This is a genomic window from Streptomyces sp. HUAS ZL42 (assembly GCF_040782645.1).
Lineage (GTDB): Bacteria > Actinomycetota > Actinomycetes > Streptomycetales > Streptomycetaceae > Streptomyces.
Genome location: NZ_CP160403.1, coordinates 6,823,278 through 6,847,038 on the forward strand (window position 1 = coordinate 6,823,278; position 23,761 = coordinate 6,847,038).

A 23,761-nucleotide genomic window follows, 5' to 3' on the forward strand; every position below is an offset into this window, starting at 1 on the left:
CGCCCTCTCCGTCTGCGGGTGGAGGGCGCCCCGGGGGCGTCGATCAGGGCGTCGGTCGATCAGGCCGTCACGGGCGCCTTGTCGGCCGCCGGCTTGTGCTCCCGCACCGGGCGTTTGGCGAAGAGCCGGTCCAGGCCGAGCGCGCCGGAGCCGGTGAAGACCAGCACGAAGAAGGCCCAGCAGAACATCGCCGAGGCCTCGCCGCCGTTCTCCATCGGCCACAGGGCGTTGGGCTGGTGCACGTCGAAGTAGGCGTACGCCATCGAGCCCGAGGCGAGGAAGGCGGCCGCGCGGGTGCCGAGGCCGAGCAGAACCAGGCTGCCGCAGACCAGCTGGATCACGGCCGCGTACCAGCCGGGCCAGGTGCCTGCCTCGAGGGTGCCGCCGTCGGTGCCGGCGGCACCGCCGAGGACGCCGAAGAGCGATGCTGCGCCGTGGCAGGCGAACAGCAGGCCGACGACCATGCGGAACAGGCCGAGGGCGTACGGCTGTAGGAGGTTGAGGCGAGCGGACATGTGGGGGGTACTCCTTGGGTTTCGGTCGGTCCGGTCCCGGAGGACCGGGTCGGTGGGGGCGGCGGTACCGAACGAAGGACCCAGGCTAGGAGCACCCCATCAATGCTTGCAAGTTCAACATTTGGCCACGGTGCGGGCTCCGTTTGCGGCTCCGCTTCCGTAACCGCCGCACGTAGGACGGCTCGTGCCACCGCGTCCGCGTCCGAAAGTGTGACCGAATACACCCCCGGACGGGCGCCCGCCGCGGTCACCCAGTGCACGCCCGGGGCCGGGTGGCGCCCGGTCGGCCATGTGGTCCGTCAACTCCTGGCAGGGTGCGAGGAGTTCGGGGGTGGAGGCGCAGAGGCGTTCCAGTGCGCCGGCGCCGCGCGGTTCGGCGCCGACCACGGCGACGGAGACCGGCGTTCACGGAAGCCGACGGGATCCCGGACATCCCGTGGCTCCCGCGCGTCACTCCGGACTCATCTGGGGTTGCCGGTGCTGATGCTGAGCCACGGTGTCCAGGTCGAACAGTTCTCCCAGCCGATGTCGTTGGAGTAGTTGCGCAGGCACACCTTCATCCGGAAGCCGCCGGACTCGGCGAAGTCGTAGTTGCACTCCGTCTTGCCGGTGAAGGCGCCGCCGGTGGCCTTGCACTCGCCCGAGCGTCCGTAGTCGGTCTCCCAACGGGTGACGGCGCTTCTGCCGTCCTCCCCGAGGTCCGCCGCCATCACCCAGTCGCCCTCGGCCTGGAAGGCGCCCTCGCCCTTGTAGTCGGAGGTGTACGCGTGTTGCGGCCAGCCGGTCGGGTACCAGGTGGCATGGGCCGGGACGGCCATGAGGACGACGCCCGCTCCGGCGGCGGCGAACACGGTGCTGATCTGCTTCAAGTTCAACGGACCCTGCCCTTCGGCGAGTTGAGGGCCTCGAAGCGGCCCCCGGTGCCGAGTGAGCGTATGTTCGATTGCGGGTTTCCTGAAGATTCATCTGTGCTCAACTCGCCGTTGGCATGGCTCAGTTGTGCCCAGTCCCGTCACGGGTATCGCTCAGCGCCGACTCCGTCACCGTCGCCAGCCGCGCCTTCCCGCCCCGTTCCGCCCGTGCCTGGTCCAGCCGCAGCCGGGCCGAACGCCCCCGCAGGGTCAGCGTCATGATCTGGTTGCCGAACCAGGGACCACCCGTCCTGCGCCAGTCGATCGACGGCCGCGGGACGCGGCCGTGACCTGCGAGTCGGCGGCCCAGGGCCCGTGCGGCGGCGCTCCAGCCGAAGCGGAAGCCGAGGCGGATCGACGCGTGGATGGCGTTGTGCACGGGTGAGCAGGTGAGCTGCAGAACCCGGGCCTCCGGGCCGCGCCCGGGCCAGGACGGCTCGGCCACGTACGCGTGGTGCACGTCACCCGACAGTACGAGGACCGTCGCCGGTGCCTCCGGCCCCGAACCGGCCTCGGCGATCAGCTCCGTCAGCGCCTCGAAGGACGCCGGGAAGGCCGCCCAGTGCTCCAGGTCCGCCGCCCGCCGCAGCTTCTCCCCGAACCGCGCCCAGCGCGCTCCCTTCTCGCCCCGGCACAGCGCCGCGTTCCACCCCTCGGCGTCGTGCACGAGGTGCGGCAGCAGCCATGGCAGCGAGGTGCCGATGAGGAGGTGGTCGTACGAACCGGGCTCCTCCAGCGCCTGTGTGCGCAGCCACTCCGCCTCGCCGGGGCCGAGCATCGCGCGGCTGTCCTCGTCCAGGACGCGGGCCGCGCGGGTGTCCACCATCAGCAGCCGTACGCGGCCGAAGTCGCGCCGGTAGCTCCAGCGGACGGAGGCCGGGTCGGCGTCGGCGCGGGCGGCGAAGGCGCGCAGGACGTCGGTGGCGTCCGGGGTCTCGCGGACGGCCGCGTAGAGCGTGTCCGTGGCCAATTGGTCCGGGGAGAGGTTGCCCAGGTGCTGGTGCACCCAGTACGACATCAGGCCGCTCAGCAGCCTTTCGCGCCACCAGGAGGTGGCCCGCATGTCGGCGAGCCAGGAGGCGGAGGTGTTCCAGTCGTCGATGAGGTCGTGGTCGTCGAAGATCATGCAGCTGGGCACGGTGGACAGCAGCCAGCGGATCTCGGGGTCGAGCCACGACTCGTAGTAGAGCCGCGTGTATTCCTCGTAGTCCGCGACCTCACTGCCCGGCGGGTCGCTCAGATCGCGCCGGGCGGCCAGCCACCGCTGAGTGGCCCGTGAGGTCTCGTCGGCGTACACCTGGTCGCCCAGCAGCAGCAGGACGTCGGGCCGTTCGCGTTCCGGGTCGGCGGCGATCCGGGCGGCCAGGGTGTCCAGGGCGTCGGGGCCGACCGGGTCGTGCTCACCGGCGGGCGGGGCGGCCCAGCGGCAGGAGCCGAAGGCGACCCGGATCCCGTCGCCGTCGGCGGCGGTGCGGATGACGGAGGGCGGGAAACGGGAGTCGGGCAGCGGCCACACGCGCGTGCCGTCGAGGAGGACGTCGTACGACGGTGAGGTGCCCGGCGTCAGGCCGGTCACCGGTACCAGGGCGTAGTGATGGCCCGCGACCTGGAAGGTGCGGGCCGTGCCGCCGGCGCCGTCCGCGCAGCGCACCTCGGCGGTGCACGGACGGCTCGCCTCGACCCATATGGTCGCGGACGAGCCGTCGGCGTATCTCAGCAGTGGTCCCAGGCGCAGTTCGGCCACGGTGATCGCCCGCCCTTTTCTTGGTCGGTTCGCCTCCGGGTGCTGCAGCCGGTGTCGGGACGGCGATCGTGCTCAGCCCTTCGGGCCTCCGCGCGTTCGCCGTCCCGCCTCCGGCGCGCCCCTTCGGCTCGCCCTCCTCCGTCGCCCCGTACGGTACGGAACGACAGAGGTGAAAGGGGAGGTCCCGGCGATCAGCAGTTCGCGAGGTAGCTCGTCAGCGCGGACTTCTCGGCCGAGTCGACCGAAAGGTCGTAGTAGTACTTCACCTGGACCCAGGCGCGGACGTAGGTACAGCGGTAGGCCGTGCGCGAGGGCATCCAGGTGGCCGGGTCCTGGTCGCCCTTGGCCTGGTTGACGTTGTCCGTCACGGCGATCAGCTGCGGACGGGTCAGGTCGTTGGCGAAGGCCTGGCGCTCGGAGGTGGTCCAGCTGTCGGCGCCGGAGTCCCAGGCCTCGGCGAGCGGGACGAGGTGGTCGATGTCGAGGTCCGAGGCGGCGGTCCAGGTCGCGCCGTCGTACGGGGAGTACCAGCTGCCGCTGGTGGCGGCGCAGGTGGAGCTGGTGACGACGTTCGTGCCGTCGCGCTTGAGGACCGTCTCGCGGGTGTTGCAGGTGCCGGAGATGGTGATCCAGTGGGGGAACAGGTCACGGCTGTAGCCGGTGCGGTCCTCGGTCGCCACGGTGAGGGTCGCGAGGTAGCTGCGGGCGGTGGCGGCGCTGACGGGGGTGGGGAGGGCGGCGGAGGCGGTCGGGCCGTTGAAAAGTCCGACCGAGGCTATGAGGCCGGTAAGGGCCGCGAGTATGCTGAGCCGTCGACGCGCGTAGAACTTCGGCATGCGAACTCCCTTGGGGAGGCAGGGGTGTTGGGGCGCGAGCGATGGAATGCTCGCGGTGCCGTATTGCCGTGGGGTGTGCGTTCGGTAAGAAGTTAATGACGCGTACATGACACGACAAGGTTTATGGCAGAACGATCTCGTACTATGGACGGCGCAGAAGGGGAGTAGCTCTTCGCCGGACCGTCGACATACTGCTCAGCTCGTCTGAGCCGGCGCCCGGAGGCGACCTGGGACCACCGGGTCGGCCAGCGAGACCTTCGGCAAGCAGTGCACGTCCGTGCCGTACGGCACGGGTGACATGTGTGCTGCCATGCCGAGGTGTCGTGTACGAAGGCTCAGCACTCTCGGTGGGGCGGCACCCGACCGATTGAGGAACCTTGATCAGCTTCACCGTGACGGCGCTCGTCTTCGGCGTCGTCTTCCTTGCCGAACTGCCGGACAAGACCGCTCTCGCGGGTCTCGTCCTCGGCACCCGCTACCGCGCCTCGTACGTCTTCGCCGGTATCGCCGCCGCCTTCGCGCTGCACGTCGCGCTGGCCGTCGCGGCGGGAAGCGTGCTCACGCTCCTTCCGCAGCAGATCGTGCACGCGCTGACGGGCGCGCTCTTCCTGGGGGGCGCGGCGATGCTGCTCCTGAAGAAGGGCGAGGACGAGGAGGAGGTGCGGAGGCCGGAGAACCAGTCCTTCTGGAAGGTCGCCGGGGCAGGGTTCATGCTCATCCTGGTCGCCGAGTTCGGTGATCTGACCCAGATCATGACGGCGAACCTCGCGGCCCGCTACGACGATCCCCTCTCCGTGGGTCTGGGAGCGGTGCTTGCGTTGTGGACGGTGGCCGGGCTCGGCATCGTCGGTGGGAAGGCGCTGATGAAGCGGGTGCCGTTGCGGCTGGTCACGCAGGTCGCGGCGGCGCTGATGCTGGGGCTCGGGGTGTGGAGTCTGTGGGAGGCCGTGAGCGGGTGAGCTGAACGGCGGGTGAACTGCCGCGCAGGGGGTGGCGGGATGCGGGCGGGTTTTGTATCGTGAAGGAACAAAGTGGCTCTCGCCCGTTTTCCCTGACCGGCGGGCGGGGCCGTTTTGTTTTGCCTGGCACCTTGGAGTCCTGGAGCTGCCGATGACTGCCACGACCGTGCTAACCGCCCGTGCCCTGCTGCTGGACATGGACGGCACCCTCGTCAACTCCGATGCGGTCGTCGAGCGAGTGTGGCGGCGCTGGGCCGCGCGGCACGGGCTGGACGGGGACGAGGTCCTCGAGGTCGTGCACGGGCGGCAGGGGCATGCCTCGATGGCGATGCTGCTGCCGGAGCGGCCGATGGAGCAGAACCTCGCCGACAACGCGCGCATGCTGGCGGAGGAGACCGCCGACAGGGAGGGGGTCGTCGAAGTCCCCGGCGCGGCGGATTTCCTGGCTTCCCTGCGGGGGTTGCCGCATGCGCTGGTGACCTCCGCGGATGTCGCGCTGTCCACGGCGCGGATGGCCGCGGCGGGGCTCGATCTGCCGGATGTGCGGGTGACGGCCGAGTCGGTCGGCGCGAGCAAGCCTGATCCGGAGGGGTTCTTGAAGGCCGCCGCCGAGTTGGGGGTGGCGGCCGCGGAGTGCGTGGTCTTCGAGGACTCCGGGGCGGGGATCGCGGCGGGACGGGCTGCGGGGATGCGGGTTGTAGGGGTGGGGGAGCGGGCGCAGGCTTATGGGCCGGATGTGGTGGTGCGTGACTTGACGGGCGTACGGGTGCAGTCGGGCGGGGGTGGGGAACTGCGGCTGTACGTGGGGTGAGTGTGGGCCGCAGCCCGGCGTTGAGAGTGCTGGCCGGTGGGGTGCGAGTGACTGTGCCCGCGGGGTTGTGAGCGTGCCCGGTGCGGGGGCCGGCGCGGGGTGGGTCGCGCAACCCGGCGCTGGCGGGGTGCCGCCCGCGCCCACCCGTGCCGCCCCAGGCGGCACGCATGCCCGCGGATCGGCGTGGTGGCTGAGCGCCGCGCGCCCGCGGACCAACGAGGTGGCTGAGCGTGCGCCCGAGGACCAACGCGGTGGCTGAGGACCGCGCGCCCCGTGGAGGGGTGGGGTGGTGTTGCGCGCGTCCGCGGATCGGCGTGGTGGCTGAGCGCCGCGCGCAGCCGCGGATGGGCGGCTGGTTGCGCGCTGTGCGCCCGCGCCGCGAGCCCCGGGGTCTGCGTCCGCGCCCCGTGTCCGCTCCGCGCGCCGAGTGGCTGCACCCGCCTCGTTACGGTTCCGTCGTCTCCGATTCCAGGCGGGTGCGCGTGGCCGCCCCGTACACCCCCGGTTCCTCGTCCTGGATGCCGCGTGCCTGTTGGTATCCGGTGACCGCGTCTTCGACGCCCTCGTTGTACTTGCCGCCGGGCTGCCTTGTGTAGAGGCCGAGTTGGGTCAGGCGCAGTTCGAGTTCCGTGACCTCGGCGCCCTTGTCGCCGCGTCGTAGCACGGGGGCCGCGCTGGTCTTCTGGGCGTCGCCGGCGCCGTTCTCGGGTTCGATCGTGCCGGTCGCGCGGACGGTGGTCGCCGTCTCGGTGGGCTCGGTCGAGCGGGAGGCGCTCGGAGAGGCGCTCGATGCCGACGAGGACGGGCCGGTGCTGTGGGAGGAGGAGGCCGACGACGGTGGCGCCGAGGCGGGGCCTGAAGTCGTCGCGCCCGCCTGCGAGGAGGACACCGGCGCTGCGCTGGTCGACGTGTCCGGGACCGCCGCCCGTACGTCATCCGGCAGCGCGCCCTCCCGCGACGGCGTCTCGTACGAGAACAGCCCGCTCGCGTACCCGGCCGCCGCAACCACCGCCACGCAGGCGGCCGCGAGAGCGAGCAGCACGGTACGGCGGCGGCCGCCCGGCCGGTCCTCGGCGCTGGGCGGGGCCGGGGTGCCCGGAACGCCGCCGCCCGTCTCGAAGAGGCTCAGGTCGGTCGCGCTGGGTTCCGTCTCCCGCGGTACCAGCGGGGTCGGAAGGGCCGGGGTGATGGCGTGCAGGGGCATCGTGTCCTCCGCCGCGGACGGTTCCGCCGGCGCGGTCCCCTCCATGCCCGCGCCCTCCAGTTCCACGTACGGCCGTATCCGCAGCGGATCGAAGTCCTCCGCCGCGGCCGCCTCCGCCGTACGCGCGTCGCGCAGGGCCTCGGACGCCCGCTCGGTGCAGGCGCACGACGGCGTGTTGTCCGGTGCCCGGAGTGCCCCGCATTGCGGGCACTCGTACCCCCGCCCCGATCCCTTCGGCTCGTTCACGTGTTCGCCCCTCCCCGTGAGAACTCCAGAGATTATCCAGATCCTTCACGACTCCCTGTGTCACCGGCCCCCGGAATACCGGCTTCCAACAGGACTCAACAGGCCATAACCGGTCACACCGATCACGATGGAAGATGTCTCGCGAGCCTCGGGAGGTCCACATGGTCTTGGACGCGCGTTCCAGGACGGGCGAGGCCGAGCGGCACGTGGCCGGCAACGTCCTCGTGTCGATCGGCGCCCTGCTCCTCGGCATGCTGCTCGCCGCCCTCGACCAGACCATCGTGTCGACCGCCCTGCCGACCATCGTCAGCGACCTCGGAGGACTGGAGCACCTGTCCTGGGTGGTCACGGCGTACCTGCTGGCCTCGACCGCCGCGACCCCGCTGTGGGGCAAGCTGGGCGACCAGTACGGGCGCAAGAGGTTGTTCCAGATCGCCATCGTGATCTTCCTCGTCGGCTCGGCGCTCTGCGGAACGGCACAGAACATGCCGCAGCTCATCGCCTTCCGGGCGGTCCAGGGACTCGGCGGCGGCGGGCTGATGGTGTTGTCCATGGCGATCGTCGGCGACATCGTCCCGCCGCGGGAACGCGGGCGGTACCAGGGGCTGTTCGGAGCGGTCTTCGGGGCGACCAGCGTCCTCGGCCCGCTCCTCGGCGGGCTGTTCACCCAGCATCTGAGCTGGCGCTGGGTGTTCTACGTCAACCTGCCGATCGGTGTCGTGGCGCTCGCCGTGATCGCGGCCGCGCTCCACATCCCGCGCACGGCCACGCGGCACGTCATCGACTACCTCGGCACCTTCCTCATCGCCGCAGTCGCCACCTGCCTGGTGCTCGTGGCGTCCCTGGGCGGCACGACCTGGAGCTGGGACTCGGCGCAGATCGTCACGCTTGCCGTGCTCGGCGTGCTCCTCGCCGCCGCCTTCGTGGCCGTGGAGCGCCGGGCGGCCGAACCCGTGCTCCCGCCGAAGCTGTTCCGCGTCCGCACCTTCACCCTCGCCGCGGTCATCAGCTTCGTCGTCGGCTTCGCCATGTTCGGCGCGATGACCTACCTGCCCACGTTCCTCCAGGTCGTGCAGGGCGTCTCGCCGACCGTGTCCGGTGTGCACATGCTGCCGATGGTGGTCGGCATGCTGCTGTCGTCCACCGTCTCCGGACAGATCGTCAGCCGCACCGGCCGCTGGAAGGTGTTCCCCGTCACCGGCACCGCCGTCACCACCTTCGGCCTGCTCCTGCTCCACCAACTCGACGAGAACAGCCCCACCGCCGAGATGAGCACCTACTTCTTCGTCTTCGGGCTCGGACTCGGCCTGGTCATGCAGGTCCTCGTCCTCATCGTGCAGAACGCCGTCCCGTACGAGGATCTCGGCGTCGCCACCTCCGGAGCGACCTTCTTCCGCTCCATCGGGGCCTCGTTCGGCGTCGCCATCTTCGGCACCGTCTTCGCGAGCCGCCTGGGCGACGAACTGGCGGACGCCTTCCGGGGCGCCCGGCTGCCGCCCGGAGCCTCGGTCGACGCGCTGGAGGCCGACCCGCGCGGCATCGCCGGACTGCCGCCCGCACTGCGCCCGGCCGCCGTGCACGCGTACGCGTCCGCCATCACCGACGTCTTCCTGTACGCCGCCCCCGTCGCCCTCCTCGGCTTCGTCCTGGCCTGGTTCCTGAAGGAGGACAAGCTGCGCGGCTCCGTCACCGCGCCCGACGTCACGGAGACGCTCGCCAGCAACCCGGTCGAGCGGTCGTCGTACGACGAGGTGTGCCGCGCGCTGTCCGTCCTCGGCACCCGCGAGGGGCGCCGCGAGATCTACCAGAGGATCACCGCACGGGCCGGCTACGACCTGCTGCCGGCGGCGAGCTGGCTGCTGCTGCGGATGAGGAAGTACGGCCGTGTGGAGCCGGCCCTGCTCGCCGAGCGCAGCTCCGTCCCGCTGACCGTCGTCGTCGAGGCGGCCCGGCAGGTCGAGGAGCGGCGCCTCGCCGTGCGTGAAGGTCTCGACCTCGAACTGACCGAGCAGGGCCGCGAGGTCGCGGGACGGCTGTCGCGGGCCCGTGAGGAGTCGCTGACCGAGCTGCTCGGTGACTGGTGGGGGCCGGACCGGCCGACGGACCTCGACCGTCTGGTCAAGGAGCTGAACGACGAGCTGTGCGGCTCGGACCGTGAGCAGCCGCACGACGAACGGCCGGTTCGGCGCCTCACCTGAGCGGTTTGCGGAACCAGTGCTCGGCGTACTCGTCGTCGTTGTGGCGCTCGGTCTCCGTGTAGCCGAGCCGCGCGTACAGCGCGCGTGCCTCTACGAGGTCGCTGCGGGTGTCGAGGATCATCCGCTCGGCGCCGAGCGCGCGTGCCGCGTCCTCCGCGGCCCGTACGAGGAGCGGGGCGCCGCCCCTGCCGCGCATCCCCTCGTACACGAACACCCGGGTGAGCTCCGCCGTCGTCGCTTCCAGCAGCCGTACGCCCGCGCTGCCGGCCGGCTCACCCGCGTACCGCGCCACCAGCAACTGGCCCTTCGGCGGGGCGAGTTCGGCGCCGGTGCGGGCGGCGATCTCCCGCTCCAGCTCGTCGGGGTCGGTCCGGCGCCCTTCGTGCAGGAGGTACCAGCGGTCGCTGACCTCCGTGTAGTACGCCCGCCAAAGCGCGGCGGCGACGGGGGAGTCGAACGGCTCCGGGGTGACGGACCAGGTCATGCCACTCATTCTCGCGAGGCGGTGCGCGGGCCGTGCAACCGAATATGCGTCACCTCCGGTGCCCAGGTCGTTGAGCAGCCGGCGCCCACCGCACGTCGGCACCGGCACGACGTGCAGGACCAACTCGTCCAGCCGACCCGCGCGGACGAACTGCTGCACCAGGTCGGCCCCGCTCCCCGCCGATCCCCAGCGGATGCTCGCGCGGCGCTGCCGGCGTCATGCGCCATCGCCGTGGCCGCCGTACCTGTGGAGTCCCCGCGGCCGTTGCCCCGGAGGCGCGGCCGAGAGCCCGGTCCGGAGGCGCGGCCGAGCGCCGCTGCCGCGGGCCGCTGTATTCCCGGACACCGAACCGCCGGATTCCGCCGTCGACGGCACCCCGACGGTGGACGCCGCCCCGGACCGGGTCGCCTCGCCTTGCACCGTGGCGAGTGCCGTTTCGGGGCGTGCCTTCGCGGCTACCCGGTCCGGAAGCCGGCCCGCCGACCGGGCCGATACACGGAAGGCAACCATGTCCACAGGCGTGATCATCGCTCTGATCGTGATCGTGGCGGTCGTCGTCGCAGTGGCGGCCGTCCTGACCCTGCGTGCTCAGCGGGGCGCAGGGGGCACACGGGGTCTGAAGAGGCGCTTCGGGCCCGAGTACGACCGGACCGTGGCCCGGCACGACGGGGACACCAAGGCGGCCGAACGCGAGCTCACCACCCTCGTCGAGCGGCACGGCGGGCTGCGCGAGCGGCCGCTGGAGCCCGCGGAGCGCGAGCGGTTCGAAGCCCGCTGGACGGCCGCCCAGGAACGCTTCGTCGACTCGCCCAAGGAAGCGGTGGAAGAGGCGGACCGGCTGCTCGCGGAGCTCGCCGGAGCCAGGGGCTTCCCCGACGGCGGGCACTACGAGGAGCAGCTCGCCGCCCTCACCGTGCACCACGCGCCCCACGTCGGCGGCTACCGGCACGTGCACCGCGTGGCACACGCACGCGTGAACGGCGCGGACGACGACCGCGGCCCCGGCACGGAGGACATGCGCGCGGCCATGGTCGAGGCGCGCGCCCTCTTCGACGACCTCGTCCGACCGGTGCGCGAGGACACCGGCCGCACCCGCCCGCGCACGAGGCGGAAGGACGACATCGAGACGCCGGCCCGCACCGAGACCCGCTCCCACCTGCCGTGGGCGATCCACCGGCACCACCCGAAGGAGGGCTGACCGGCATGGCAGACGTGACTTCCGCCGCGGGCACCCCGGCCGCGTCCGGCGACGGGCGCACCCGGCTCCTGCCGCACGACGAGACCGACAAGCTCGAACAGCGGCTGCAGCACGCGGTCTCCGGATTCGTCGACGAGCCCCGCGCCTCCGTCGAGGAGGCCGACCACGTCCTCGAGGAGCTGGCCTCCCGCTTCACCGACGCGGTGACCCGGCGCCGGCGCACCCTGCGCATGTCCTGGCAGTCCACGGAGGGAGGCGAGGACAAGCCCGCGACGACCACCGACACCGAGCAACTCCGGCTGGCACTGCGGGACTACCGCGAACTGGCGGAACAGCTCCTACGCATCTGACCCGAGGGCGTCCGCCCCGTCCACCGCCGCCCGGCGCTCCCGCCACTGCCGTACGACGTCCTCGACGTCGTACGGCTTCATGCCCAGCGGGGGACCGGGCGGCGGCTTGAACATCATGTCGCGGATCTTGGCGTTGACGTCGGTGAGGAGCTTGCGCACGATCCGCTCCGAGGGCGCCGCGAACGCCGCCGCGAGGGTGTCCTCGGCCTCCTTGCGCAGAGCGAGGGAGGGCGGCAGGACCGCGAGGCCCTCACGGGCCATCTTGCGCTTGATCCACCACAGTTCGTCGTACGACGTGTCCGTCCCCGGCGGCAACGGCTTGCCCGCGCCGGGCAGTCGGTCGAACTCGCCACGGCTCTGCGCGTCGTGGATCTGCTTGTCGACCCAGGACTCGAACGGGACGCCGGGTGGCTTTCGCTCGGTCATGAGTCCATTGTGCCGGACGCGATACGCCCGGGCGATTTATCATTCGGCGGCGGTGAACCAACCGGGCCGCCGCACAAGCATGTTTCACAGGTCTGTGCAAAGATCGTCTCAGGAGGAGCGCACGTGCTCGAACTCACCATGGCCACCGTCTCAGCGGTGGAGGAGGGCGCCACGGCCGGGATGCTCATGGCCGACGCGCCCAGCGAGCCGGGCGCCGTGCTGCGGGTGGGCCGCGACAAGTCCGTCTGCCGTCTCGTGACACCGGACGACTGGCTGTTCGTCTCGCGGATCCACCTGGAGTTCCTGTGCGGGCCCGAGGGCAGCTGGCAGGTGAGCTGGCTGCGCGGCTCGCAGCCGGACCCGTCCTCCGAGGTCCGGCTCGTGGTCGGGGAGTACGCACAGACCATCGCGTACGGCGGGACCGTGCCGTTGCCGAGGGGCGGCTCCGGAGAGATCGTCATCCAGGACCGCACCGCGCCGCGCAGCGTCAACGTGGGCTTCTACCACGAGGTGTAACCGGAGGGGTTGTCCAGGAGGGCTGTCCAGGAGGGGCCGTTCGGGAGGGCTGTCCGGGAGGGCCGTTCGGAAGGGCTACGCCAGCACCCGCGCCAGCGCGAAGCCGTCGTAGCCCTTGGTGCCCACCGTCTGGATGGCCGTGCCGCTCAGCCTGGGGTGGGTGCCGATCAGTTCGATGGCGGCGCGGGTGCCCTGGACGTCGGGCGTGGTGCTGTCCGGGTCGACGATCCGGCCGCCACGCACGACGTTGTCGATGATGATCAGGCTGCCCGTGCTGGTGAGCCGGAGGGCCCATTCCAGGTAGTTGGCGTTGTTGGCCTTGTCGGCGTCGATGAAGACCAGGTCGAAGGGCGGCGGGTTCTCGTCGGCGAGCTGGGGCAGCAGATCCAGGGCCCGGCCCACCCGCACCTCCACCAGCTTGTCGAGGCCCGCGCGCGCGATGTTGCGGGTGGCCACCTCGGCGTGCTTGGGGCTGTACTCGAGAGAGATCAGCCGGCCGTCGGAGGGGAGCGCGCGGCCCAGCCAGATGGTGCTGTAGCCGCCGAGCGTGCCGATCTCAAGGATCGTGCGCACGCCCTGGAGCTGGGCGAGCAGCTGGAGCAGCTTGCCCTGGTTGGCCGTGACGTTGACGCCCGGCAGCTCGGCCGCCTCGCTGTCGCGCAGGGCAGCCCTGGTCACGTCGTCGTCCGGGGCGAGGTGGGCGGTGAAGTAGGCGTCGACGGCGTCCCAGATCTGCGACTCGCTCATACGTCTGCCTTTCGTGTACCAGGCACAACTAGTTAGAAGCGCTAACCAGTTGTGCCAACGTGGGCGGCCGCGCGCAGGTTCCCCCGGCGTTGCTCCTCACACCTTCCACGGTGGGGGATTTCAGCCGATCGGACCAGGGGGGTGGGGTGACCGCGTGGGCGGAAGCGGTGGCCGCGTGGCCGGCGTGGCCGGCATGGGCGGGAGGGGCGGCATGGGCGGCATGGGCGGTTGGGTGGGTGGTGACGGCATCCGACCGGGTGTAGGGGTCGGTGGCATCGGCGGCTCCGTACCCAGGTCCTGTCCCTGTCCCTGCCCGTGTCCGTGTCCCTGCCCCCGCAGCCGCGGCCGAGGACGCAGTGCCAGCCACACGGAGACCGTGGCGGCCGCGGCCAGACCGCCGACGATCGTCAGCAGCCACGCCGGGATCCCGGCCACCTCACGCATCCGGTCCTCGTAGATCACCTGCCGGAAGGATGCGTCCGTGGCCGCGCGGCGCAGTTCGTGGTCCCCGGAGATCGTCGAGGGCGTGGGGAACTCCTGGCCGACGGCCGTGAGGAACGGCGTGTCCTTCGCCAGCCTCGCGAGTTCGCCCGACGTGGCATCGACGCGTCCGGCGAAGGTGACGCGCGGCCGGGCGCCGCCGATCCGGGAGGCCGGCTCCATGCGGTGCGCGGCCAGGACGTACAGGCCGAGCGACTGCGGGGTCTGCGCGAGGCGCGACAGGCGCATCGGGTAGACCGGCGAGCCCGCGGCGAAGGTGAGGTGGAGCGGGTCGAGGGTGCCGTTCAGGGAGGTGTCGGCGCTCTCGGGTGCCAGGCGGACGGCCACGTACTCCCAGCGCTGCTCCACGTACGGCTCCAGCGCCCCCTCGAGCCGGGCGGGGAAGGCGAAGCCGTTGCTGCTCAGCCAGTCGTCGAGGGCGTCCGGGTCGGTGGCCGTCAGCAGGGCCACGTCGAAGGGCCCGAGCCGCTGGCGGCCGACCAGTCCCACGTCGGGCGGTGCGCCGGCGCCCACGCCGGGCGGCGGTGCCCCCACCGCGCCGTCGCCCGTGGTGAGCGGCCAGTCGCCGTCCTGCGGCCAGAAGTGGTACCGGGTGCGGTGCAGGGGGGCCGTGGCGGCGGCCAGCTCGTCGAAGAGCCCGGGGTCGCCGAGTTGGACCGTCGCCCGGTTCGGGACCGGCATGATCCAGGCGGCCTGCCGGGCGTCCCCGCCGATCTGCAGGCTCATCACGATCTGCTCCTGCCGCCCGTCCCACCGTACGAGGGACACCTCACGGCCGACGTTGACCCGCTGCCGGTCACCGGGGATCAGGGCACCGCAGCCGCAGGCATGGGCCGGGGCGACCAGGGAGCCGACCTGGAGGGCGAGGAGGGCGAGGACGACGACGGTGACGCGCCGACCGATGCCACCACCCGCGCGGATGCTCGCGCTCCCCCGCAGTAAACCGACCATGCCCCGAAGCACTCCGAGCCCTCCAACCCCTCCAAGCCCTCCGCCGTCGCGTTCGACAGGGTGTACGGACGGTACGTCGGAGGGGCCGATTCCGTTCGGCGTGTGATCGATATCGCGCCCTGCGGAGGCAACCTTCGCGCTCGCGCACTATCGTCATCCGGACAAAAGGAGAGCGGACGTCAGGTGAAGAGGGGGTTGCCGGCGTCTCTGTCCAGGGGGTGCGAGCCTCGTAGGGTTCGTAGAGGAAACCCACCCATGGGACCCGTGTGACGAACGGGGCGGGAGGCCGACGCGGCGTGGCGGATGCGGAGCACAACGGGCGAACGGCGGAAGCGCTCGGAGCAACGGCCGTCGGCGCGGCCGGCGCACGTGTGCGCATGGCGCGGCTGGGCCTGTGGCTGGTCGCCGCCGTCCTCGCCGTACGGCAGATGACCCTCGTCCTCAGCACCCCGCGGGGCGAGCGGCTGACCGCCCTGGAGACCTGGGTCGGCCCCGAAGGCGTCCTGCACGTCAAGGGCTCCCTCTACGAATCCACACAATTCACCGGCACCCCCTTCGGCGGGCTGGTCCTCAAGCCCCTCACCCGCTCGGCCGAACAGGCCCTCGGCTGGGGCTGGACCTTCGGCACGCTGCTGCTGGTCGCCGCACTCGGCGTGCTCGCCGCGAGAGCCCTGCCGCAACCGGTGAGCCGTCTGACGTCGCTGCTGGCGGCCCCGGTGGCGATCAGCCTCCTCATGCTCTCGCTGCCCGTGCGCAACACCCTGTGGCTTGGCCAGACGAGCATCATGCCGGTGCTGCTCGTGCTGGTGGGCTGCTTCGCCGTACGCGGGGAGCGCGCCAGCGGCCTGTGCGTCGGCTTCGCGGCCGCGCTGCAGCCCGCGTTGCTGCTGTTCCTCCCGCTGCTGTGGTTCACCGGCCGCCGCCGGGCCGCGCTGACAACGGGCGTCACGTTCGCCGCGCTGACCGTGCTCGCGTGGGCCGCGATGCCGCACGACTCGTACGCCTACTGGGTGCACCACATGGCGGGCGCGGGCCTCGGCGGCGAGGCGGACGACCTGGCCAACCAGTCCCTGCACGGCGCACTGCTGCGGCTGGGACTGACCGGACCGCTGGAAATCGGCCTGTTCCTGGCGCTGGGCGCCGTCGTGGCCGTACTCGGCGTGCGGCGCGCCGTGCACTACGCCCACGACGGCCAGCTCCTCCTCGCCGTCGCGATCACCGGCTGCGCGGCCATCGCGGTCTCGCCCACGACGTGGCAGCACCAGCTGCTGTGGGTGCTGCTCGCGGTCGTGGGCCGGGTGGGCAGGCGCGCCTCGGACCGCTACGTCTGGCCGGTGGCCGTGATCCTGGTGATGACCCTCCCGGCGAAGATGATGCTGCCGAACATGGCGGCGCTCTACCCGCTGCGGGACAACGCGGTCCTGCTGGCCGCACTGGCCGCCGCGACCCTCGTACCCTTCCTGTCCCGCACCTCCCCGTACTACCGGTCCCCGATCCCGAGGGAGTACGCCCCTCCGGTCCCGACCCGTTTCCGCCGCGTCCCGCTGCTGCCGTACCTGCGCAGGGTCCTCACGCGCCCGAATCTGCTGCTGGAGCTGCTGCTGATCCGTGTCACGTATGCGGCCTACCAGAAGGTCCGCCTGGCGGCGACCGGCGGCAGCAACTCGAAGGGACGGGGGAAGGCCGAGGCGCACGGTCAGGACATCCTGGATCTGGAGCGCGGGCTGCACCTGGACATCGAGCACTGGGTGAACCACGCGGTGGTGAGGGTCGACTGGCTCCGCAACTTCTTCGACTTCTACTACGAGTCCTTCCACTTCGTGGTCCCACTGAGCGTGCTCGCCGTCCTGTACTGGCGCCGACCGGTCGACTACCGATGGGCACGCTCGGCCCTGGGCTTCGCGACCTTGCTCGCCCTGGTGGGTTTCTGGCTGTATCCGCTGGCTCCGCCCCGGCTGATGCCGACGCTGGGGATCATCGACACGGTGCACGGCGTGCAGGACTTCTCGAAGCCGGACTACGGGACGCTGACGGCGCTGACCAATCAGTACGCGGCGATGCCGTCGCTGCATTTCGGGTGGTCGCTGTGGTGCGGGGTCGTCATCGCCATCGTGGCGCCCAAGTGGTGGATGAAGGCGCTGGGACTGCTGCACCCCTTCTTCACGCTGTCGGCGATCGTGGCGACCGGTAATCACTGGGTGCTGGATGCGGTGGGGGGTGCGGCGGTCGTCGCGGCGGGGTTCGGGCTGACGTTTGCGTTGCAGGGGCCTCGGGGGCGGGGGGTCGTGGCTGTGGAGGAAGGCAGAAGGGAGACGGTGGTGCTGGAGAAGGACGGGGCTGCGAAATGACCGACGGCGGGCGCAGGGCGGCGGCCGTCGCACCGGCGGCGGGTGTGAGAGGCGCTTGCGTTACCTGACCGCTTCCTTCACCTTTCGTTGCATTTCCTTTCAATGTTTGGAAAATTCTTGAAGCCTGAGACGGAAGGGCTTCATGCCGCTTTGGGGGAGGTGGCCGGGACGCAAACCGTGCAATGGGTGTATCGGCGATCTTTCCGTAGGTCCGGCCCGGTGAGCGTTTGTGCAAGCCTTGACTGCACCATGGTTTTGTCGTGGGCAGGGCAATACTCTGCCCGATCGGCTCTGTAGCCCCCTGTGATGATCGCGTTCGTTTGTGTTGATCATGATCATCAGGGAGGGAGCTGATCGTGCGTCACAGACCTGTGGCACATGGCAGTTCGAGATTCAGACGTGCCCGTCAGTCGCGGTGGCTGCGGCAGCTGGCCGTCGGCGTGGTGCTGGCGATGGCGGCCCAGAGCGCACTGGTCGTGGGGGGCACCGGCACCGCATCCGCACAGCCCGCCTCGGCAAAGGCAAAGGCAAAGCCAAAAGCGTTGGGTCCTGCGCAGGCCCAGGACGATGCGTCGGCGATGCTGATGGCCCGCCTTCAGCACCGCAGGATCGAGGTGCTGTCCGCTCGTACCGCCGACTCGACGACGTACGCGCTGCCCGGCGGGGAGCTGCAGACGGAGGCGTACGCCGGTCCGATCCGGGTGAAGCAGGGCGGGACCTGGAAGGCCATCGACACCTCGCTGTCGGACACGGGCGCCGATCTCACGCCGGCCGCGGCGGCCGCGGACGTCACGGTGTCCGACGGCGGCGACACGAAGCTCGCCTCGGTCACCAAGGGCAAGCAGTCCTTCGGGCTGGGCTGGGGCGCCAAGCTGCCCGCCCCGTCCGTCAAGGACAGCACCGCCTCTTACGCGCTGGGCAGCGGCCAGACCCTGTCGGTCACCGCGCTGGCGCAGGGCTTCTCCGAGAACATCAAGCTCGCCCGGAAGCCCGACGGCGCCTCCCCTGCGTACCGCATCCCGCTGAACCTGCACGGGTTGAAGCTGTCCCAGGCGGACTCCGGTCACCTGCTGCTGAAGGACTCCGCCGGCAAGCTGGTCGCCGAGGCGCCCGCGCCGATGATGTGGGACGCCAGCAAGGACGAGGCGTCCGGTGAGTCCGCGCACCAGGTACGGGTCGCGACGAGGATCGAGACCGCGTCGGACGGTTCGCAGACCCTGGTCCTCACCCCCGACAAGGACTTCTTGGCGTCGGCCACCTATCCGGTGACGGTCGACCCGACCACCACCCTCGCCGTGACCACGGACACGTGGGTGCAGAACCCGGACTACCCCGACTCGCAGATCTCCTCGGAGGAGTTGAAGTCGGGCACGTACGACGGCGGGACGGACACGGCCCGTTCGTACCTGAAGTTCGACGTGTCGAAGTTCACCGGCAAGCACATCACCGCCGCGACGATGTCGCTGTACAACTACTACTCGGCGACCTGCTCCACCTCGGGCGCCGCCACTCAGGCCCGCCGGATCACCTCGACGTGGTCGTCCTCGTCGATCACCTGGGGCGCTCAGCCGTCGACCACGACGACCGGGGTGGCGACCAACACCGGGCACTGGGGCTACTCCTCGTCCTGCCCGGCGAACTGGTCCAACTGGAACCTGCAGACCATCGTTCAGGCGTGGGCCGACGGCTCGACCAACTACGGCCTGCAGGTCCGCAGCGCCGACGAGACCGACTCCACCACCTGGCGGCGCTTCCGTTCGGCGAACTACTCGACGTCCGGGTACGCGCCGAAGCTGGTGGTGACCTACAACTCGTACGCCACCACGTCCTCGGCGGCGATCTCGCCGTCGCAGGTCAACGCCTACAACGGCAAGCGGTACGTGACCTCCCTGACGCCGAGCCTGTCGGCGAAGGTGACGGACGCGGACGGCGGCAACGCCCAGGGCCAGTTCGAGATCACCGCGGACCCGGCGTACGCGGACACCACGTACTCGTACACGGCGTACGGCAAGACGGTGGCCTCCGGCTCCACCTCCACCCTGACGGTGTCGTCGGCGAATGCCTTCCCCGCGGGCAAGCACCTGCGCTTCCGGGTGCGGGCGTACGACGGCACCGACTTCGGGGCCTGGTCCGGCTACACGACGTTCACGCTGAACACTGCGCTGCCCGTCGCGCCCACCATCTCCTGCACCCCGTACAGCGAGAACACCTGGACGGCGAAGTCCGGTAGCGGCGCCACCTGCACGCTGGACACGTCCTCGACCGACGGCATGGGCTTCTACTGGGGCCTGGACGACTCCTCGGTGCCCAACCGGGTGTACGACACGACCGACGGCACGGGCGGCGACCCGCTGACGATCACGATCAATCCCGGCGAGGACTGGCACAAGCTGTACGCCAAGACCGTCGACTCCGGCGGCAACCTGTCCACGGCCACCACCTCCTACGCCTTCGGCGTCGGCGACGGGGCCGGTCTGCTCACCCCGGGCGAGGGCGACACGGCCGCACGCCGGGTCAGCCTGACGTCGACCGGCAAGACGACGTACACGGGTGTGACGTACCAGTACCGTCGCGGTGAGACCGACTCCTGGCACGACGTGCCGGTCGCGGACGTCACCAAGTCGTCGGACGGCTCCGCCGTCTCCGCCTGGCCGGTCACGGTCACGAGCGGCAGCCCGGCAGCGCTCACCTGGAACGTGACGACCTCGCTCACCGAGGACGGTCCCGTCGACATCCGCGCGGCCTTCACCGACGGCACCACCACCGCGTACTCCCAGCCGCACACCATCACCGTGGACCGCAAGGCCGGCACGGCGCCCACCGAGCAGGTGGGGCCGGGCGAGGTCAACACGCTCACCGGTGACTTCACGCTCTCCGGCACCGACGCGTCGGCGTTCGGTCTGACCGCCTCGCGCACCGCCTCCTCCCGCCGGCCCGCTGCCGGTGCGGACGCCGAGGGCCAGGTGGCGATCTACGGCCCGCAGTGGACCTCGGGCACGACGGCCCAACTCACCGATTCGGACTGGGCCTACGTCCGCAAGACCTCCGCGACCTCGGTCGCCCTGGTTGACGCCGATGACGACGAGACCGGGTTCACCGCCACTTCCTCCGGTGGCTGGAAGCCCGAGCCGGGCTCGGAGAACCTCACCCTCACCGGCTCGCTGACCGGTTCCTTCACGCTGAAGGACGACCAGGGCACCACGACCACCTTTGCGAAGGTGGACTCGGCGGCGACGACCTGGCAGGTCTCCACCACCCAGCTGCCCACTGACAACTCCACCACCAAGGTCGTCTCGGAGAAGGTCACTTCGGGAACCAGCACCCTGGCCCGCCCGAAGTACGTGATCGCCCCCACCTCGGCGGTGTCGTCCTCGACGTGTGAGAGCACGCCGGCGACGAAGGGCTGCCGCATGCTGGAGTTCGTCTACGCGACCACCATCACCGCCACGTCGAGCACGCTCGGCGACTACAACGGCCAGGTCAAGCAGATCAAGGAGTGGGCCACCGACCCGGGCGCCTCGGCGGCGACCGCGACAGTGGTCGCTCAGTACTCCTACGACGACTCCGGCCGACTGCGCGAGGAGTGGGACCCGCGGATCAGCCCCGCGCTGAAAACCGCCTACACCTACGATTCCGCGGGTCGCGTCGCCACCCTGACCCCGCCCGGCGAACTGCCGTGGACCTTCACCTACGGCCAGGCCGGCAACGCGGCCACCGCCGGTGCCGGCATGTTGCTCAAGGCCTCCCGGCCGAACCTGACCGCGGGCACGAAGAGCACCACCGACGGCACGACGGCGACCACCAGCGTGGTGTACGACGTCGCGCTGAGCGGCACCAAGGCGCCCAACGCCATGGGCACTTCGGACGTCGCCGCCTGGGGCCAGACGGACGTGCCGACGGATGCCACAGCCGTCTTCCCGGCGGACTCCGTTCCGGTGTCGAACACCGGTGGCGATCTGGCCGCGTCCGACTACGAGCGGGCGACCATCATCTACACCGATGCCTCCGGACGCGAGGTCAACACGGCCACGCCCGGCGGTCACATCAGCACCACCGAGTACGACCGCTTCGGTGACACTGTCCGTCAACTTGCCCCTGCCAACCGCGAGTTGGCGCTGGCCACGAGTGGTGACGGACAGGCCGAGCAGGTGGCCCTGAGTATCGACCAGATGACGACTGCGGACCGTGCCGAGGTGCTGTCCACGAACTCGGTGTACTCCTCGGACGGTCTGCGTGAGACGGACGAGTACGGGCCGCTGCACCTGGTGACCCTGACCTCGGCGCTCAAGGCCGGCACGGGCGGCACCGACCTCTCCGCGGGTACCGAGGTGGCGGCACGTCAGCACACCGTGAACGTCTACGACGAGGGCCGTCCGACCGACGGTTCGGCCGCCGTCTCCAACCAGGTCACCACCAGCAAGGTGGGCGCGTACGTGGACGGCTACCCGACGGACGCGGACGTGCACACCACGACCACCGTGTACGACTGGGCCAAGGGCCTGCCCACCCAGACGGTCACCGACCCGAACGGCCTGGCGCTGAAGAAGACGACCTGGTACGACTCCCAGGGCCGGGTCACCAAGACCAGCCTGCCGAAGTCGTCCGGCTCGGACGCGGGCGCCACGGTGACCACGTACTACTCAGCGACCGGAACCGGCGCCTGCAACGGCCGCCCCGACTGGGCCGACCTGCTCTGCACCACCGGCCCCGCGGGTGCCATCACACTCGGCGGCTCGAACCCGTCCGAACTGCCGGTGAAGACGGTCGAGTACGACCGTTGGGGCAGCCCCGCGAACATGACGGAGACGGCGAACGGCGTCACCCGCACGACCAGCAACGTCTACGACGCCGCCGGCCGGCTCACGAAGATCTCCGTCAGCGGCGGTGTGGGCACCGCGGTGCCGGACAGCACGATCGCGTACGCCACGGACAGCGGTGACGTGACCACGGTCAGCTCGAACGGCCAGACCATCACCCACACCTACGACGCCCTCGGGCGGCAGATCACCTACAACGACGGTGCGGGCAACACGACGAGCACGAGCTATGACGCGCTCGGCCGGCCGGTGAAGACCACCAACTCCGCCCCGTCCACCACCACCTACACCTACGACACGTCCAAGGACGCGCGCGGCCTGGAGACCTCCCGCACCGACTCGGTCGCCGGCACCTTCGCCGCGGCCTACGACGCGGACGGCGCCCTCGCCACCGAGTCCCTTCCCGGCGGCTACACCCTGACCGTCGCGCAGGACGAGGCGGGAGACACCAACTCCCGGATCTACACCCGTGACAGCGACGGTGCCGTGGTCGCCTCCGACATCGCCGACCGGTCCGCTCTGGGCCAGACGGTCACCGACGCCGGCAGCAACGGCCAGACCCGCGTCCACAGCTACAGCTATGACGCGTCGGGACGGCTGAGCCGGGCGGACGACACGGACCCGAACGGGGCCTGCACCCGCCGCGACTACACCTTCGACGACAACGGCAACCGCACCGCCCTGGCCACCGCGACCAGCGACGTCGGCTCGGCCTGCACGTCGACCGGCGCGACCACCACGTCGTACGCGTACGACAGCGCGGACCGCCTGGAGACCGCGGGCACGGTCTACGACGCCTTCGGTCGCACCACGACCCAGGCATCAGGCGCGTCCATCGGCTACTACGCCAACGACCTCGTCCGGCAGCAGACTTCCGGCAGCAGCCGGCAGACCTGGGGCCTGGACGCGGCCGGCCGTCTCGCCACCTGGACCACCGAGACCCAGGGCAGCGACGGCACCTGGACCCAGACCGGGTCCCGGACGAACCACTACGGCTCGAACAGCGACAGCCCCGACTGGATCCAGGAGGACGGCTCCACCATCACGCGTACCGTCCGGGGCATCGACGGAGACCTGGACGCCACCACCACCGCCGGCGGGAACACGGTGCTGCAGCTGACCGGCGTTCGCGGCGATGTCATGGTGCAGCTTCCGCTCGACACCACCAAGGCGCCCGTCGCGCTGGCCTACGACGAGTACGGCAACCCTGAGGACAGCACCACCGCCACCCGGTACGGCTGGCTCGGCGCCAAGCAGCGCTCGAGCGAAACCGTCACCGGCGCGGTCCTCATGGGCGCCCGCCTCTACGACCCCAGCCTCGGACGTTTCCTGTCCACCGACCCCGTCCCGGGACCGGACACGGCATACGACTACGCCGGCCAGGATCCCGTCAACCAGACCGATCTGCTGGGCACCTACCGGCACATGAAGATCAGCTGGCACTGGACGTACGTCGACATCAAGTTCGACAGAATGGGCACGAACGACGTGCTGGACTACTGGTGGGTGGTCGTGGGTGCCACCGCCGGCATCCCCGTCGTCGGTTGGATCGTGGCCACGGTGGCCGTCTTCGACTGGGCGCTCGTCGACTCGTACTACCGTCGTGGGTACTGCCTTGGTATCTGGGTGACCTACGCTCATCCCAAGACGCCCCACCCCTACCCCTACAAACACGGGTTCTGTCGATGACCGTTCTCCTGTCCATCCTCATCGGCGCCCTCGCCGGCGCCGGTGTGGTGGCTGCTTCCCTGCCCGGTCGCTCCGGTCGGCCGAGCAACTGGCTCAGAGGACTCGGGGTACTGGCTCTCGCCGTCCCGTTCCTCTGGTGGTGGGCACGGAGTACGGATCAGTTCCCGGCCACCTTCGGAAGTCTGGCGGTGGTCGAAATAACCGGGCAGACCCATCTGAGAAGGCGCGCCCGGCACACCGGTAACAACTGACACAACCCCGCAAGCGTGCCGCCGATGCGTCTGCATCGGCGGCACGTGTGCGTCTGGGG

17 protein-coding genes and 1 pseudogene are annotated in these 23,761 nt (G+C 70.8%); 9 read left to right on the top strand and 9 right to left on the bottom strand.

The window, feature by feature from the left end; genetic code table 11:
- Positions 1-59: 59 nt before the first annotated feature.
- The 4 genes from ABZO29_RS31105 to ABZO29_RS31120 form a co-directional block, all read right to left on the bottom strand.
- Positions 60-515, bottom strand: a complete 456-nt coding sequence (locus ABZO29_RS31105; RefSeq protein ID WP_367323485.1) for a DoxX family protein — start codon at positions 513-515, stop codon at positions 60-62.
- Between the two features lie 461 nt (positions 516-976).
- Positions 977-1,384, bottom strand: a complete 408-nt coding sequence (locus tag ABZO29_RS31110) for a hypothetical protein (RefSeq protein ID WP_367323486.1) — start codon at positions 1,382-1,384, stop codon at positions 977-979.
- Between the two features lie 124 nt (positions 1,385-1,508).
- Positions 1,509-3,170, bottom strand: a complete 1,662-nt coding sequence (locus tag ABZO29_RS31115) for an alkaline phosphatase D family protein (protein WP_367323487.1) — start codon at positions 3,168-3,170, stop codon at positions 1,509-1,511.
- A gap of 191 nt (positions 3,171-3,361) precedes the next feature.
- A complete protein-coding gene (locus ABZO29_RS31120; protein WP_367323488.1) occupies positions 3,362-4,006 on the bottom strand; it encodes an HNH endonuclease family protein in 645 nt (214 codons plus the stop codon).
- 377 nt (positions 4,007-4,383) lie between these two features.
- Here ABZO29_RS31120 and ABZO29_RS31125 point away from each other — a divergent pair, with 377 nt between their 5' ends.
- Entirely contained in the window at positions 4,384-4,965 is a 582-nt protein-coding gene (locus ABZO29_RS31125; RefSeq protein ID WP_367323489.1) for a TMEM165/GDT1 family protein, read from the top strand.
- A gap of 151 nt (positions 4,966-5,116) precedes the next feature.
- Positions 5,117-5,776 (top strand): HAD-IA family hydrolase, encoded by a 660-nt coding sequence (locus ABZO29_RS31130; protein WP_367323490.1) that lies wholly within the window; start codon positions 5,117-5,119, stop codon positions 5,774-5,776.
- A gap of 445 nt (positions 5,777-6,221) precedes the next feature.
- Here the strand turns inward: ABZO29_RS31130 and ABZO29_RS31135 are convergent, their stop codons facing one another.
- Positions 6,222-7,226, bottom strand: coding sequence for a peptidoglycan-binding domain-containing protein (locus ABZO29_RS31135; protein ID WP_367323491.1), 1,005 nt, complete (start codon positions 7,224-7,226; stop codon positions 6,222-6,224).
- Positions 7,227-7,387: 161 nt separating this feature from the next.
- Here ABZO29_RS31135 and ABZO29_RS31140 point away from each other — a divergent pair, with 161 nt between their 5' ends.
- Entirely contained in the window at positions 7,388-9,424 is a 2,037-nt protein-coding gene (locus ABZO29_RS31140) for a DHA2 family efflux MFS transporter permease subunit (RefSeq protein ID WP_367323492.1), read from the top strand.
- On the opposite strand, the gene ABZO29_RS31145 is transcribed toward ABZO29_RS31140, so the two are convergent.
- The gene (locus ABZO29_RS31145) at positions 9,417-9,908 is read right to left on the bottom strand and encodes a GNAT family N-acetyltransferase (protein ID WP_367323493.1); all 492 of its coding nucleotides are present in this window, start codon (positions 9,906-9,908) and stop codon (positions 9,417-9,419) included. The two genes, ABZO29_RS31140 and ABZO29_RS31145, sit on opposite strands and share 8 nt — an antisense overlap.
- Positions 9,909-10,416: 508 nt before the next feature.
- On the opposite strand from ABZO29_RS31145, the gene ABZO29_RS31150 reads away from it, so the two are divergent.
- On the top strand, positions 10,417-11,106 hold the full coding sequence (locus tag ABZO29_RS31150; RefSeq protein ID WP_367323494.1) for a hypothetical protein: 690 nt from the start codon (positions 10,417-10,419) through the stop codon (positions 11,104-11,106).
- Positions 11,107-11,168: 62 nt separating this feature from the next.
- Positions 11,169-11,456, top strand: a pseudogene (locus tag ABZO29_RS31155) (hypothetical protein); the annotation flags it as partial.
- On the opposite strand, the gene ABZO29_RS31160 reads toward ABZO29_RS31155, so the two are convergent.
- Complete coding sequence (locus tag ABZO29_RS31160; protein ID WP_367323495.1) at positions 11,445-11,882, bottom strand: DUF1992 domain-containing protein; 438 nt, start codon at positions 11,880-11,882, stop codon at positions 11,445-11,447. The pseudogene ABZO29_RS31155 and the gene ABZO29_RS31160 sit on opposite strands and share 12 nt — an antisense overlap.
- Positions 11,883-12,005: 123 nt before the next feature.
- Between ABZO29_RS31160 and ABZO29_RS31165 the strand changes: the two genes are divergently transcribed.
- A complete protein-coding gene (locus ABZO29_RS31165) occupies positions 12,006-12,398 on the top strand; it encodes a hypothetical protein (RefSeq protein WP_367323496.1) in 393 nt (130 codons plus the stop codon).
- A 75-nt stretch (positions 12,399-12,473) separates the two neighbouring features.
- On the opposite strand, the gene ABZO29_RS31170 is transcribed toward ABZO29_RS31165, so the two are convergent.
- Together ABZO29_RS31170 and ABZO29_RS31175 are read right to left on the bottom strand one after the other, a co-directional pair.
- A complete protein-coding gene (locus ABZO29_RS31170; RefSeq protein WP_367323497.1) occupies positions 12,474-13,145 on the bottom strand; it encodes an O-methyltransferase in 672 nt (223 codons plus the stop codon).
- 120 nt (positions 13,146-13,265) lie between these two features.
- Positions 13,266-14,597: a DUF2330 domain-containing protein gene (locus tag ABZO29_RS31175; protein WP_367323498.1), complete on the bottom strand. Its 1,332-nt coding sequence runs from the start codon at positions 14,595-14,597 to the stop codon at positions 13,266-13,268.
- A gap of 296 nt (positions 14,598-14,893) precedes the next feature.
- Between ABZO29_RS31175 and ABZO29_RS31180 the strand changes: the two genes are divergently transcribed.
- The 3 genes from ABZO29_RS31180 (at position 14,894) to ABZO29_RS31190 (ending at position 23,702) form a co-directional block, all read left to right on the top strand.
- Positions 14,894-16,945, top strand: a complete 2,052-nt coding sequence (locus tag ABZO29_RS31180; protein ID WP_367323499.1) for a bifunctional glycosyltransferase 87/phosphatase PAP2 family protein — start codon at positions 14,894-14,896, stop codon at positions 16,943-16,945.
- 356 nt (positions 16,946-17,301) lie between these two features.
- Entirely contained in the window at positions 17,302-23,451 is a 6,150-nt protein-coding gene (locus tag ABZO29_RS31185) for a DNRLRE domain-containing protein (protein WP_367323500.1), read from the top strand.
- Positions 23,448-23,702 carry a hypothetical protein gene (locus ABZO29_RS31190; RefSeq protein ID WP_367323501.1) on the top strand — a complete coding sequence of 85 codons (255 nt, stop codon included), beginning with the start codon at positions 23,448-23,450 and terminating at the stop codon, positions 23,700-23,702. The genes ABZO29_RS31185 and ABZO29_RS31190 overlap by 4 nt, the downstream gene beginning before the upstream one ends.
- Positions 23,703-23,761: the final 59 nt, after the last annotated feature.

Coding starts and splice junctions, on each gene's coding strand:
- ABZO29_RS31105 (WP_367323485.1), bottom strand. CDS start 515: ATGTCCGCTCGCCTCAACCTCCTACAGCCGTACGCCCTCGGCCTGTTC.
- ABZO29_RS31120 (WP_367323488.1), bottom strand. CDS start 4,006: ATGCCGAAGTTCTACGCGCGTCGACGGCTCAGCATACTCGCGGCCCTT.
- ABZO29_RS31130 (WP_367323490.1), top strand. CDS start 5,117: ATGACTGCCACGACCGTGCTAACCGCCCGTGCCCTGCTGCTGGACATG.
- ABZO29_RS31140 (WP_367323492.1), top strand. CDS start 7,388: ATGGTCTTGGACGCGCGTTCCAGGACGGGCGAGGCCGAGCGGCACGTG.
- ABZO29_RS31145 (WP_367323493.1), bottom strand. CDS start 9,908: ATGACCTGGTCCGTCACCCCGGAGCCGTTCGACTCCCCCGTCGCCGCC.
- ABZO29_RS31150 (WP_367323494.1), top strand. CDS start 10,417: ATGTCCACAGGCGTGATCATCGCTCTGATCGTGATCGTGGCGGTCGTC.
- ABZO29_RS31160 (WP_367323495.1), bottom strand. CDS start 11,882: ATGACCGAGCGAAAGCCACCCGGCGTCCCGTTCGAGTCCTGGGTCGAC.
- ABZO29_RS31170 (WP_367323497.1), bottom strand. CDS start 13,145: ATGAGCGAGTCGCAGATCTGGGACGCCGTCGACGCCTACTTCACCGCC.
- ABZO29_RS31175 (WP_367323498.1), bottom strand. CDS start 14,597: ATGGTCGGTTTACTGCGGGGGAGCGCGAGCATCCGCGCGGGTGGTGGC.
- ABZO29_RS31190 (WP_367323501.1), top strand. CDS start 23,448: ATGACCGTTCTCCTGTCCATCCTCATCGGCGCCCTCGCCGGCGCCGGT.